Annotated in this window: 11 protein-coding genes; 6 read left to right on the forward strand and 5 right to left on the reverse strand. The window is 72.6% G+C overall.

Features of this window, described 5'->3' with window-relative positions:
- The first annotated feature begins 5 nt into the window (after positions 1-5).
- The gene (locus ACWF7A_RS01395) at positions 6-1,397 is read left to right on the forward strand and encodes a sodium:proton exchanger (protein ID WP_452248401.1); all 1,392 of its coding nucleotides are present in this window, start codon (positions 6-8) and stop codon (positions 1,395-1,397) included.
- Between the two features lie 38 nt (positions 1,398-1,435).
- Here the strand turns inward: ACWF7A_RS01395 and ACWF7A_RS01400 are convergent, their stop codons facing one another.
- Positions 1,436-2,026 carry a transglycosylase family protein gene (locus ACWF7A_RS01400; RefSeq protein WP_452248402.1) on the reverse strand — a complete coding sequence of 197 codons (591 nt, stop codon included), beginning with the start codon at positions 2,024-2,026 and terminating at the stop codon, positions 1,436-1,438.
- A gap of 384 nt (positions 2,027-2,410) precedes the next feature.
- Between ACWF7A_RS01400 and ACWF7A_RS01405 the strand changes: the two genes are divergently transcribed.
- Both ACWF7A_RS01405 and ACWF7A_RS01410 read left to right on the forward strand, forming a co-directional pair.
- A complete protein-coding gene (locus ACWF7A_RS01405; RefSeq protein ID WP_452248403.1) occupies positions 2,411-3,340 on the forward strand; it encodes a hypothetical protein in 930 nt (309 codons plus the stop codon).
- 72 nt (positions 3,341-3,412) lie between these two features.
- Positions 3,413-6,052, forward strand: a complete 2,640-nt coding sequence (locus tag ACWF7A_RS01410) for a SpoIIE family protein phosphatase (RefSeq protein WP_452248404.1) — start codon at positions 3,413-3,415, stop codon at positions 6,050-6,052.
- A gap of 7 nt (positions 6,053-6,059) precedes the next feature.
- On the opposite strand, the gene ACWF7A_RS01415 is transcribed toward ACWF7A_RS01410, so the two are convergent.
- From ACWF7A_RS01415 to ACWF7A_RS01430, 4 genes are all read right to left on the reverse strand, one after another.
- On the reverse strand, positions 6,060-6,455 hold the full coding sequence (locus ACWF7A_RS01415; RefSeq protein ID WP_452248405.1) for an STAS domain-containing protein: 396 nt from the start codon (positions 6,453-6,455) through the stop codon (positions 6,060-6,062).
- Positions 6,456-6,627: 172 nt separating this feature from the next.
- Complete coding sequence (locus ACWF7A_RS01420) at positions 6,628-7,728, reverse strand: ANTAR domain-containing protein (protein WP_452248406.1); 1,101 nt, start codon at positions 7,726-7,728, stop codon at positions 6,628-6,630.
- A gap of 206 nt (positions 7,729-7,934) precedes the next feature.
- Positions 7,935-8,975: a glycosyltransferase gene (locus ACWF7A_RS01425; RefSeq protein WP_452248407.1), complete on the reverse strand. Its 1,041-nt coding sequence runs from the start codon at positions 8,973-8,975 to the stop codon at positions 7,935-7,937.
- 245 nt (positions 8,976-9,220) lie between these two features.
- Positions 9,221-9,613, reverse strand: coding sequence for a hypothetical protein (locus ACWF7A_RS01430; RefSeq protein WP_452248408.1), 393 nt, complete (start codon positions 9,611-9,613; stop codon positions 9,221-9,223).
- Positions 9,614-9,698: 85 nt separating this feature from the next.
- On the opposite strand from ACWF7A_RS01430, the gene ACWF7A_RS01435 reads away from it, so the two are divergent.
- The 3 genes from ACWF7A_RS01435 (at position 9,699) to ACWF7A_RS01445 (ending at position 12,984) form a co-directional block, all read left to right on the forward strand.
- Entirely contained in the window at positions 9,699-10,688 is a 990-nt protein-coding gene (locus tag ACWF7A_RS01435) for a carboxylate-amine ligase (RefSeq protein ID WP_452248409.1), read from the forward strand.
- A 7-nt stretch (positions 10,689-10,695) separates the two neighbouring features.
- Entirely contained in the window at positions 10,696-11,685 is a 990-nt protein-coding gene (locus ACWF7A_RS01440; RefSeq protein WP_452248410.1) for an iron-containing redox enzyme family protein, read from the forward strand.
- Positions 11,686-11,796: 111 nt separating this feature from the next.
- Positions 11,797-12,984, forward strand: a complete 1,188-nt coding sequence (locus tag ACWF7A_RS01445; RefSeq protein WP_452248411.1) for a zinc-dependent alcohol dehydrogenase — start codon at positions 11,797-11,799, stop codon at positions 12,982-12,984.
- Positions 12,985-13,036 lie beyond the last annotated feature (52 nt).

Below are 13,036 nucleotides of genomic sequence, written 5' to 3' on the forward strand. Positions count from 1 at the left end.
GCGGCATGGGAGCGGCCGGGACGGGTAACCGGCGGGCCGGACGTGGCGACGCTCGCCGCGACCTGGAGGTGCGCTTCGTGTCCGACGACCGGCGTCGTTTCCCCGCACGACTCCCCCTGGCCGCGCTCACCACGCTCCCCGGCACCTACCTCGGTGCCGCGGACTACCTCGGCTGGCCGCATCCCGACGTCGCGGCGCCGTGGGCGGCCCTCGTGTTCGGCATCGCCATCGTGGGAGCGGCGTTCGTGCTCGCGTGGGCCGCCGAGGCCGCGCAGGTGGACGTCAGCGCCGGGCTGGCCATCGCGGTTCTCGCGCTCGTGGCCGTGCTGCCCGAGTACGCGGTGGACCTGGTGTTCACGTTCGAGGCGGGCCAGGAGTTCGCGCGGGAAGGCACCTGCGTGCCGCCTCCCGGTGAGGCGGACCCGTGTTCGCTCGCGCTCGCGAACATGACCGGAGCCAACCGGGTGCTCGTCGGGTTCGGCTGGCCCCTGGTCGTCCTCGTGGGCGCCATCGCGGTGCGGCGCGCGCACCGGGAGAGCAAGTCGACTCACGAGGGACGGGTCGTGCTCGCGCCCGTCATGTCGGTCGAGGTCGTGTTCCTCGGCATCGCGACCCTGTACTCGCTGAGCCTGCCGCTGCGCACGTCGCTCACGATGGTCGACGCCGCGGTCTTCCTCGCGATCTTCGCCGGGTACGCGTGGCGGTTGTCCAAGGCGCCCGTCGAGGAACCGAACCTGCTCGGGGTGTCCGAGTGGATCGGCCGTCAGGAACGCCGGCCGCGGCGCCGGTGGGTGATCGGCCTGTTCGCGTTCGCCGGGATCGTCATCCTCGCCACGGCGGAACACTTCGCGCAGAACCTCGTCGACACCGGGTCGAGCCTCGGCGTGGACGAGTTCGTGCTCGTGCAGTGGGTGGCGCCGCTGGCGAGCGAGTCGCCCGAGCTCATCGTCGCGTGCCTCTACGCGGCCCGGCTGATGGCCTCGCACTCGCTGGGCACGTTGTTGTCCAGCAAGGTGAACCAGTGGACGCTGCTGGTCGGCACCATCCCGATCATGTTCGCGATCTCCAGCGGCGGCACCCACGGCCTGCCGCTCGACGACCACCAGCGCCTGGAGCTGCTCGTCACGGCCGCCCAGTCGTTGTTCGCGGTGAGCATCCTCGCGGACCTCGGGCTGACGACCCTGGGCGCGACGACCCTGTTCGTGCTGTTCGCGGCCCAGTTCACCGCGAGCGTCACGCTTCCCGACGCGGCGAACCGCGTCGTGATCCTCGTGCTGTCCGGGCTCTACGTCGTGCTGGCGGCCGGACAACTGGTGCGGCGCGGGCGGATCGGTGTCCGCACCGCGCGCGACGGCGTGCTGACGCCGCTTCCCCGGCTCGCCGAGAAGTCCCGGTGACGGCGCGGGACCTGTGAGCACAGGTCCCGCGCCCGGTGTCACTTCGTGACGATCTTGTCCCCGGGCCGGATGAGGTCCGGGTTGGTCAGGTGGCGGACGTTCTTCGCCACCAGCGCCTGCCAGCCGCCCTCGACGCGCAGCTCCGTCGCGATGCTGCTGAGCGTGTCCCCGGTCTTCACGGTGTAGTCACCGTCCGGGTTGCTCGTCGACGGTGCGGCGGCGACGACCGGCGCCACGCGGGACGCGGCCTTGCGCCCGGCCGGAGGGTTCCCGTGCCGGACGGGGTGCTGGCCGCCGGCGGCCGCCCGTCGCCCGCACGCGCCCCACGCTCCGATCCCCTGGGTCCGCAGAACGCTCTCCGCGACGCGGATCTGCTCCTCGCGGGACGCCTGGTGGGCCTGGCCCGAGCCTCCGTTGGCCTGCCAGGTCGACGGGCTGAACTGCAACCCGCCCTGGTAGCCGTTACCGGTGTTGGTGGACCAGTTGCCCCCGCTCTCGCACTGCGCGATCCGGTCCCAGTCGACCGGCGCGGAGGCCGAGGCGGCCGTGCCGCCGAGAGTGACCAGGGCCGTCGCGGAGAAGGCGACGAGCACGGCACGACCGGTGAAGTTGCCACGAAGATGACGCATGTCCCTTTGGCACCTCGTCCCGCTCTCGCCCGTGAGGGCGCCTGTCCGACGAGGGCTTCGTCCACGACATGGACAGGGCTCGCCGCTGGACAGGTGAGCGCACGGCGGGCCCTGGTGGTGCGGCGGTCTCGCGACCGCTGGGCAGGACCGTAAGAACGCCCGGCCGGTTCCGCACGACCGGAGGCGGGCAAGATCACCCGATAGGTCACGATCTTGGAATCGGTCGTGCCGGAGCCCCTAGGGACGTGGTCGTGCGACCGGTCCGGCCACAACACCGTTCCGGCGTCAGGTGTTCACCCGAACGGCGCGCCGCGGACGCGTTTGGCGAGGTCCGGAGCGGGTAAGTGATCTCCGGATTGTGGATCACTCCTGACGGAGGCACTGATGTTGTTGCCCACCGCCCGCGGACCGTTGAGCGCCGGTGTCGTCACCGTTCTGCTCGCGGCCGGTTCGGTCCGGCCGCCCACGACGACGCACGATCCGGAGGAGCTCGCCGGGAACGCCGACTTCCAGCTGGCGCTGTGGATCGCTCTCGAGACGCTCGGCGGTGGCTTCGAGGGCATCGCGCCCGAACGCGCCGAGCACCCGGACGTCGCCGCCTGGCGCACGTGGCTGAGCGAGCGGTGGGCCGGGGCCCTGCGGGAGATGACGGCACCCGTCGTGCGCGAGGCCGGCGGCGACACGGCGTCGCCCTCGCTGATCGGCGACCACCTGATCAGCCTGATCAGGGGCGGCCACACCGGCCTGCACTCGTTCGCCGAGAACAGGGCGACCGCCGCGCAGCTGCGCGAGCTGCTCGCCACGAGGTCGCTGTCCGACCCCGCGCCCGACCGCCACACCCTCCTCGACCGGGTGCCCGCGGTGGCGATCGCGGCGCACAACGCGGCCCGAGTGCTGGATCACACGGCACCCGCCGCCGCCCTCGGTCACCGGGCCGCCTCCGCCGCGAGGTCCTGGCTGTCCGGCGACAGGCTGAACAGGGGCCTGCGGCGGGCGGGGCTCCGGCCCGCACCGGAGATCCCGGGGCAGAGCTGGGAACGGTCGCTCGACGCGTGCCGCGCGCACCTCGCCGAGAACCCCGGCCGGACCCAGGAACTCCTGCACGGCGCGGCCGCCGCGATCGTGCTGGAGGCACGGCTCGGCCGGCGCCTGCTGCGGTCGTGGGCGCAGGCCACCCCCGTGCTCGAACCGGTGCGGGCGGCGGCGATCGCGGTGATCGGCGGGGAACAGCCGCGTGCGCGTGCACGCCTGCACCTCACCTCGATCCCGACGGATCCCGATGACGGACGATCGAGCGACGTAAGATGCGGCTGACGTGCGTCAAGCAGCCGGCGCCGTGGACTCCACCTCGCCCCGCGAAGGAGAACCGCGGTATGGCTGAGCGCGATGGGTGACCCCGGCCCCGGGCTCGCCGCGCTCGTCGACGCCCTGCCGCTGGTGGTCTGGCGTGGCGAGTCGGGCGCCGTCACGTTCCTGTCGGGCGCGGTCGAGAAGGTGCTCGGCCACCCCGCCCGGCGCTGGCTCGACGATCCCGGTTTCTGGCGCGACATCACCCACCCCGACGACCGCGACGAGAGCGAGCGGCTGCGCTGGGGCTCGGAGTCGGACTACGAGACCGTCTACCGGGTCCGCACGGCCGAGGGCGCCCTCGTGTGGCTGACGGAGCGGGCCCACGTGCACGGCGCGGTGCGCAGTGGCGTGCTGATCGACGTGACGGCCCGGCACGCGGCCGCCGAACGGCAACGGTTCCTCGACGCGCTCGACCGCGAGTCCCAGAGGCTCGACGACGCCGAGGAGCTCATGGCGCTCGCGACGAGGATGCTCGGCGCGCACCTCGGCGTCGACCGGTGCGCCTACGCGCGCACGGAGGCCGACGAGAACCACTTCGTCATGAGCGGCGACTACGCGACGGGCCTCCCTCCGCTGCCCGGCCGGTTCGCGATGCGGGAGTTCGGCAACGGCGCACTGACGGCCATGCGCGCGGGCGAGCCGTGGGTGGTGGACGACGCGCTCGGCGACCAGCGGCTCGACGCCGAGGACCACGCGGCGTACCGGGTGACCGGGATCCGCGCGGTGATCTGCCTGCCTCTGTTGCGCGGCGGGCGTTTCGTGGCCGCGATGGCGGTGCACCAGGCCACCGTCCGCCACTGGACGCGGGACGAGATCGACCTGGTGTCGGTCGTCGTGAACCGGTGCTGGGAGTCACTGCAGCGGGTGCACGCCGACCGGGCCCTGCGCGACAGCGAGCGACGCCTGCGCCTGCTCGTCGAGCGCGCGACGGACGCGATCTGGTTGCTGGACCACGACCTGCGGTTCGTGGCGGCGAACCCGGCGACGGGCGACCTGCTCGGCTACCGGTCGGACGAGCTGATCGGCTCCCCCATCGCCGACCTGCTCGTGGACGGTCTCCCGCCGGACCTCACGGTCTCGCAGGTCGTCACGATGCGCCACGCCGACGGGACGGAGGTGGCCCTGGAGCTCAGCGTCCAGTCCACGCCGACCGGTCTGCAGGCGATCGGCCGGGACGTCACCGAGCGCCAGCGCGCCGAGGCCGAGCGCGACCTGCTGCTGCAACGGGAGCACGAGATCGCGGCCGCGTTGCAGGAAGGTCTTCTCCCCCGCGAGTTCCCGTCGCTGGCGAGGCTCGCCACCGCGGCCCGGTACCTGCCGGCCGCGCGGCACTCCCAGATCGGCGGCGACTGGTACGAGGTCGTGCTGGTCGGCGCGACCCGCGTCGCCCTCACCGTGGGGGACGTGGTCGGCAAGGGACCCGCCGCGGCGGCCGTCATGGGCCAGCTGCGCAGTGCCCTGGCCGGATACCTGCTCGACGGCCACTCCCCCGCCGAGTCGTTGCGGCGCCTGGACGCGTTCGCGGCGCGCGTCAACGGCGCGGCGGGCAGCACGTGCGCCTGCCTGATCTTCGACTGGAGCACCGCCGAGCTGTGCTGGGCCTCCGCGGGTCATCCGCCTCCCGTGGTGGTCCGCGAGGACGGCGCGCACCTGCTGACCGACGAGGCCGGACCGGTCCTGGGGGCGGGCGGACCGGCGTTGCCGAGCCAGCACACAGCGCCGTTCCCGCCCGGCACGTCGGTCGTGCTCTACACCGACGGCCTGGTCGAACGCCGTGACGAGGTCCTCGACGAGGGTCTGCGCCGGCTCACCGCGGCGGCGGACGGCGCCGCGGCGTTCGACCCCGCCTCGCTCGCGCGGCGCGTCGTCGACACGATGCTGACGGACGGCCAGGCCGACGACGTCGCCCTCGTCGTGGCACGGCACCTGCCGCCACCGCTGCACCTGCGCGTCCCGGCCGACCCCGGCGAGCTGGCCCCGCTGCGCCGCACGGCGATGGCCTGGGCCCGTCTCGCGGGCCTGTCCGAGGACGCCGCCTACGACCTGGAGCTCGCGTTGGGCGAGGCCGCCTCGAACGTCGTGGACCACGCCTACCCCGGGGGAGGCGGCACGGTCGACTCGACGCTGGAGAGCACCGGCCACGGCGTGCGGGTGACGGTCACCGACCACGGCACGTGGCGGCCGCCACCGGCCGACAAGGGCCACCGCGGCCGGGGGCTGAACATGATCCGCGCCGTCTCCGACGAGAACGATCTGAGGGTGGGCGCGGACGGCACGACCCTCTGCTTCCACGTCCCCGCCGTGCCGGACGCCCGCACGGCGCCTCCGCCGTCACCACCTGCGGCCACCGTCGCAAGTGGACTGTCGGATCGCGACGACGCGGACGTGCAGGTCGTGCTGCTCCAAGGAGATCTCGACTTCTCCACGGTGGACGGTCTGCGAACGCCGTTGCTGGAGCGGGTGGACGCGGCCGACGAACGGCCGATCGAGGTCGACCTCACCGGCGTCGGCTACCTCAGCAGCTCCGGCGTCGCACTGCTGCTGCAGGCGATGCTGAGGGCGAAGGAGCGGGGCAGGGTGATGTCGTTGGTGGCCACGGGTCCCAGTGCTCCGGCGCGAGTTCTCGACCTGTCTGGGCTCGCGCACACGACCCGTGTCACACAGGTCGGCTCCTAGAGCCGGCTCAACGCCGCCGTTGCGGTGGCACGGACCGCAAGGCGGCCAGCGCGGCGCTCAGGTCCGGGCGCACGGTCAGCAGGGCGTCCACGCCGGAGATGGCGAGCGGCCGCAGCACGACCCGGCTCTCCGCGATGACCGCGAACGGGACGTTGCCGGCCCTCGCCTGCCGCACGACCCAGACGAGCAGGTTGATGCCGGCGGAACCGAAGAAGGTCACCGCCCTCAGGTCGAGGACGAGACCGGCGGGCGGACTCTCCCGCAGCGCGTCGAGGGACGTGAGGAGCGGAGAACCGTCCGCCGCCCTGTCGATCTCTCCCGACACGATCACGACGTCGATCCCGTCGTGCACCTCTGTGCGCGCTGTCAGCACGGCTGAGGCTCCGCTGGACTGCGGGCTCATCGGCATCTCTCCCCTCGGCAAACCGCGAGAAGCGCCGACACCTGCAGCTGCCCAACCCGGAGAACCTGTAGACGACCTCACATGAACGACTCGGTGTCACATGAAACTCCCACCACGCTATGCCCCTTCCCCACGAGACACAACCGCAACACAGCTTCGCGGCTGCCGGGGGTCACGTGTCGGCGGCGGGCGGTTCGAGCTCGCCCCGGCGGGCCACGAGGGTCTCGGCGACCTCGACGAGCTTGACGTTGAGGTGCTGGGAAGTCAGGCGCAGCAACGTGAACGCCTCGTCGGCGGAGATGCCCTGCCGGTTCATCAGGATGCCCTTGGCCTGGCCGATCACGTCGCGGGAGTCGATCGCGCGCCGCAGCTGGGCGGTGTGCAGGGCCGCGAGCTCCGCCGTGCGCAGGTGGGCGATCGCGAGGGAGGCGTGGGTGGCCAGCAGGAGCGCCGTGTGGCGGTCGGTGTCGGAGATCACGTCGTGGTGGCGGGAGTAGATGTTGAGCGCGCCGGTCACCGCGTCGTTCGAGGACGACAACAGCTCGGTGGCGAGCACACAGGTCAGGCCGTTCTCCGTGGCGGTCGCGGCGAACTCCGGCCACCGCGGCTCGGCGCCCAGGTCGGCACTGACCGCGTAGCCCGGACCGTCCTTGCGCGCCGCCTCCAGGCATGGCCCGCGGCCCGAGCGGTACTGGGCCTCGTCCAGCGCGGTGGCGACGGGATCGGTCTCGACCGGTGTCCTGAACACGCCGTCCGGGCCGCGCAGCGTCACGCTGACCACCCCTGCCGTCGGCACGAGGTGCCGGGTGGCCTCCACGACCAGCCGCAACGCCTCGGCGACCGTGCCTGCGCCCAGCAGCGTGCGGGTCAGCGCCTCGAACCGCGGCACCAGCGCGTCCACGCCGTGCTCCGCGGTCCACGCGTGTCCCAGCAACGCCTCTTCGAGGTCGCCGAACCGCGGCAGCGTGCCGGCCTCGTCCACGGTGGCCAGCGCCCTCGCCACCGCTCCGGCCGGGGTGACGAGCAGCGCGCAGCGGACCGCCCGGAACGACAGGACCTGCACGAACGACACCAGGTTCCGGGCGCCCTTCGCCGGCAGGCCGGCGAGCTCGCGCAGGTCCAGCACGACCACCGCCGGTGGCGGCAGGGCGGAGGTCGCCTCCAGCAACGCCTCCACTGCGGTGTCGTCGAGCTCGTCCGCGGCGCACGGCCTCAGCACCAGTGCCGGTTCCGTCGTGGCGGAGCGCAGGTTCAGTCCCGCGGTGGTCTCCACTCGATGTCACCACCTCTCTGAGAGTTCGGTGCCGGGTGGTGCGGGCCACGGCTCCCGGTGGCGTGGGCCGTGTGACGGTGCGGACCACGGGCGGCTTCGGGCGGTGCGGACCACGGCTCCCGGTGCCGGGTGGTGCGGGTCACGGCCGGCGGACGGGTTCCCGGGCCGTGGCGGTGCGGAACCCGGCCGGAGACCGGGTTCGCCGGTCAGCACACCGCTCGCCTGTGCTTCGCGGGCGCGGGCTTCTCCAGCACCCGCCGGTACAGCCTCTCCACCCCGCGCGCGACGTCCGGCCACGTGTGCCGGGCCTGCACGCGGTCGACCGCCGCGATCCCGCAGGAGGTCCGGAGAGTGACGTCGTCCAGCACCACCCGCAGCTTCCTGATCAGCGGCTTCGGCTCGCCCGGTGGGACCAGGACGCCGGTCACGCCGTCGGTGACGGCGTCGGTGAGGCCTCCCACCGCGGTGGCCACCACCGGCACACCGCACGCCATCGCCTCCAGCGGCCACACGTCCCACGACGACCGCCTGGGCACGCACGCCACCACGTCCGCCGAGCGCAGCAACGCCGGCATCTTCTCGCGCGCGACCGGGCCCGTCAGCCGGATCCGGTCCTGCACGCCCAGGCCGCGCGCCCGCCGTGTCACGCGGTCGATCTGCGCGGGAGCGAACGGCCCGGTGACCACCAGTTCGGCGTCCGGCAGCCACGGCAACGCCGCGATGACGTCCTCCACCCCGTCACCCGACGCCGACACGATGCGGCGCCGGTGCGAGCGGGCGGCGGTGCGGCCTTGAGGCTGGAACAGGTCGACGTCGACGCCGCGGGCGATGACCGCGATCCGCGACCGCGACACCCCGGACGCCGCGACCTCCAGCAGCTCGTCCTCGCACCCCGCCACGACCACGGCGGCCTCGCGGCCCACCAGGCGTTCGACGTCCGCACGCCGGTCGGTACCGCGGAACGACTGCACCACGGGCACACCGGTCGGTTGAACGGCCAGCAGCGACGCCAGCCCGGAACGCCAGTGGTGGGCGTGCACGACGTCCGGTGGCGCTTCGGCCCAGTCGGACCGAAGCGCGTCGACGAAGTCGCCGAGCTGGGGCTCCTGGCCCGGAGGGGTGGCGGGCTCGCCACTACCGTGGACCGTGACCTCGTGGCCCAGCTTCACCAGTGCCGCCGTCAGGTCCGCCGCGTGGACGTCCCACCGGCCCCGTCCCTCGTTCTCGGACACCATTGCGATCTTCATGCGCCCTCTTCCGGCTTGATCGCGGAAGGGTCGGACGGTCACCTGGGTGGCAGCCCTGCCCTCCCGCACGGCTGCGCCGCGACGGAGGGCTTCGTGCTGAACCCTGACCCCGAACGTAGCCCAGCCACCCCGTGCCCGCTACACAGACGGATGATCACCGCCGCCCGGCACGAGGCCAGGGCACGCCTGCACGGACCCGACGACCGCGGCGGACAGCACCGCCGCCCGCCGCGGGTTCGCCGTGCTCATCGCTCGTTGTTCTCGGAGTACGCGGCGGCGCTGAGCCGCTGGCGGTCGCGCTTGAGCTGCTTCTCCAGGCCGTGCCGCTGACCGTCCGCCAGATCGCCGCGCACGGCGCGTTCGACCTCGCGGACCACGTCGTAGTACATGTCGTCGTACTCCTCGACGATCTGGAACGTCCACCGTCCCGGCAGCACGTTGCGGCCGAGCAGCTCCCGTTGCACGCGGTTCGCGTGGTCCGCGTGCCCTGCCTCGCGCAGCGCCTCGACGGCGTCGCCGATCTCGAAGTCGGCGGTGCCGGTGAGCTGGTGGAAGGAGTACAGGTGGCCGCGGGCCCGTTCCGTGGTCTCGAGCGCCTTGCTCAGCTTGCCGAGCGCCTCGATCGTCTTGTCGTCCATGCCGGGCCGGGTACCCGTGGCGGTTCGTCGCTACCCGGCGCGGGTAACCCGGCGGCGACGTCCCACGAAGAGCGGAGATGGGCACTTGCCAGACGCGTGCGCCGACACCGTTGGGGTGGAGGAGGAGTTCCTGCTCGTCGACACGGCTTCCCGGCGCACGGTCATGCGCGCGAACGCCGTGCTGGCGCGGATGCGGGACACGGAGCTGACCCGGTTCCACGCGGAGCTGGCCGGGACCCAGGTCGAGGCCGCGACGGGGCCGTGCACCAGCGTGGCCGCCCTCGGGGACGCGCTCGCTCAGGCCCGCTCGTCGCTCGCCGACGCGGCCCGGGCCGAGGGCGTGGAGCTGCTTTCCCGTGGCACGCCCTTCAAGCCCTCGACGCACTCGGTCGTCACGGACGGCGCACGGTTCCACCGCGTGCTCGACCTGTACGCGGGCGTCGTGGACGACTACGAGGCGAGCGGATGTCATGTGCACGTCGGCGTGCCGGACCGGGAGACGGCGGTGGCCGTGCTGAACCACGTGCGCCCGTGGCTGCCGACACTGCTGGCGTTGTCCGCCAACTCCCCCGACCGCGGCTACGCGAGCTGGCGGATGGTGCAGCAGTCGCGGTTCCCCGGCTCGGGTGTGCCCCCGCTGTTCGCGGACGCGCGGGACTACGACGCCCACGTCGCCCGGATGGTGACCTGCGGGACGCTCGTGGACGCGGCGCAGTCGTTCTGGCTCGTGCGCCTGGCCTCCCGCCTCCCGACCGTGGAGTTCCGCGCGGCCGACGCCTCCGCGGACGTCGACGGCTCCGTGCTGCAGGCCGCGCTCTCCCGGGCCCTCGTGCACACCGCGAACCAGGACCTCGACGACGGCAGGGAACCTCCGATCCTCCGCGACGACGTGCTCGCCGCCGCCGTGTGGACGGCGTCCCGGTACGGCGTGGACGGGTGCGGTGTGGACCCGTGGCGGGAGTGCCGGGTGCCCGCCACGGCGTTGCTCGACGAACTCCTGAAGCACGTGACACCGGCGTTGGAGGAACGCGGTGAGCTGGAGCTCGTGCTTGGGCTCGTCTCCGCGCGGGTATGACTCCTGAGTGAACCTTCCTTCACCCCGTGGGCCGTTGTCCGAGCAGGTCGTCGCCGCTCTGAGCGGGGACCGGAACGGCCGCGCGATCCCGTTCGCCGCCGCCGATCCGTACGGCGAGGACCTGACCATCGCGCTGCACACGTTGTACGAACTGCATTACGGCGGTTTCGACGGCGTGGACCCCTCCTGGGAGTGGGATCCGGAGCTGCTGCGGCTGCGCGGCCAGGTCGAAAGCGCGTTCCTCGGCCGGCTCCGGTCCGATGTGGACGGCAGCGAGGACCTCGACGGCGTCCTCGGAGGACTGCTGGTCGAGCCCGTCCCCGGCACCGGTGTGTCGCACCACCTGCGCGACCACGGCACCTGGGAGCAGATGTGCGAGTACTTCGCGCATCGCTCGGTGTACCACCACAAGGAGGCCGACCCGCACGCGTGGGTCATCCCCCGGTTGCGGGGCAAGGCCAAGGCGGCGCTGGTGGCGGTGGAGTTCGACGAGTACGGCGGCGGACGGGCCGACCGCATGCACTCCCGGCTGTACGCCGACCTCCTCGACGGCGCAGGCATGTCCTCGGACTACCTGCACCACCTCGACGACGTCCCGGCGCCCGCCATCGCGATCGTCAACATGATGTCGCTGTTCGGCCTGCACCGGTCGTTGCGCGGGGCCCTGGTCGGCCACTTCGCCGCCGCCGAGATCACCACGGCACCGAGCGCCCACCGCATGACCCAGGCGCTGGCACGGCTGGGCGCCGACCCGCGGTGCGCCGAGTTCTTCACCGAGCACATCGAGGCCGACGCCGTGCACGAGCAGATCATGCGCAACGACGTCATCGGTTCGTTGCTGGAGCAGGAACCGTCGCTCAAAGCCGACGTCGTGTTCGGCGTCCAGGCGACGGAGCTCCTGGAGTCCCGGCTGGCGGACCACCTGCTGTCGTCCTGGCAGGCCGGTGAGTCGTCGCTGCGGACGCCCTTGCGGCAGCTGGTGTCGCAGAACGGGTAGCGTCCACGAACAGTCCACAATGGACTCACGAAGACGTCGTCTCCCGTGTGTTTGCGAGGCGAACACACGGGCACCCGCCGGACAACTGTGATCCCTCTCGAAGGAGCGTAGATGAAGGCGGTCACCTGGCACGGTAAACGCGACGTCCGGGTGGACACGGTGCCCGACCCGCGGATCGAGTCTCCTACGGACGCCGTCATCCGCGTCACCTCCACCGGCGTGTGCGGCTCCGACCTGCACCTGTACGAGGTGCTCGGCCCGTTCATGACCGAGGGCGACGTCCTGGGCCACGAGCCGATGGGCGTCGTGGAGGAGGTCGGCGCGGAGGTCACGGCGCTCAAACCCGGCGACCGCGTGGTCGTCCCGTTCAACATCTCCTGCGGGCACTGCTTCATGTGCGACCGCGGGCTGCAGTCCCAGTGCGAGACGACCCAGGTCACCGACCAGGGCAAGGGCGCGGCGCTGCTCGGCTACACGAAGCTCTACGGGCGGGTGCCCGGCGGGCAGGCCGAGTACCTGCGGGTGCCCCAGGCGCAGTACGGGCCGATCAAGGTCCCGGACGGCCCGCCGGACGACCGGTTCGTCTACCTGTCCGACGTGCTGCCGACGGCCTGGCAGGCGGTCGAGTACGCCGAGATCCCCGCGGGCGGGTCCGTCGTGGTCTTCGGGCTCGGGCCGATCGGCCAGATGTGCGCCCGCGTCGCCCTGCACAAGGGCGCCGGGCAGGTCATCGGCATCGACCTGGTGCCGGAACGCCTGGCACGCGCCGAGGCGCACGGCGCCACGGTGATCGACACGCGCGACCACGACGACATCGGCGACGCCGTCCGCGCGCTCACCTCGGGCCGTGGCGCGGACTCCGTCATCGACGCGGTGGGCATGGAGGCGCACGGTGCTCCTGCCGCCCGCCTGGCGCACAACCTGGTGGCCGCGCTGCCGCGGGCCGCCGGGGCGTTGATCACCGAGAAGGCCGGCATCGACCGGTTGAGCGTGCTGTACGCCGCCATCGACGCGGTGCGGCGCGGCGGCACGATCTCGCTGTCCGGCGTGTACGGCGGCATGATCGACCCGATGCCCATGATGGAGCTGTTCGACAAGCAGATCAGGCTTCACATGGGACAGGCGAACGTCCGGCGCTGGGTCGACGACATCCTGCCGCTGCTGTCCGGTCCGGACGACCCGCTGGGCGTGGACGACTTCGCGACGCACAGGCTGCCGTTGCGGGAGGCGCCCAGGGCCTACGAGATGTTCCAGAAGAAGCAGCACGGGGCTCAGAAGGTCCTGCTCCAGCCGAGCTGACGCATCAAGGCGGTGGGCATCGCACGTGCGATGCCCACCGCTTTTCGGTGTG

The organism is Lentzea sp. NPDC055074, from assembly GCF_053608005.1.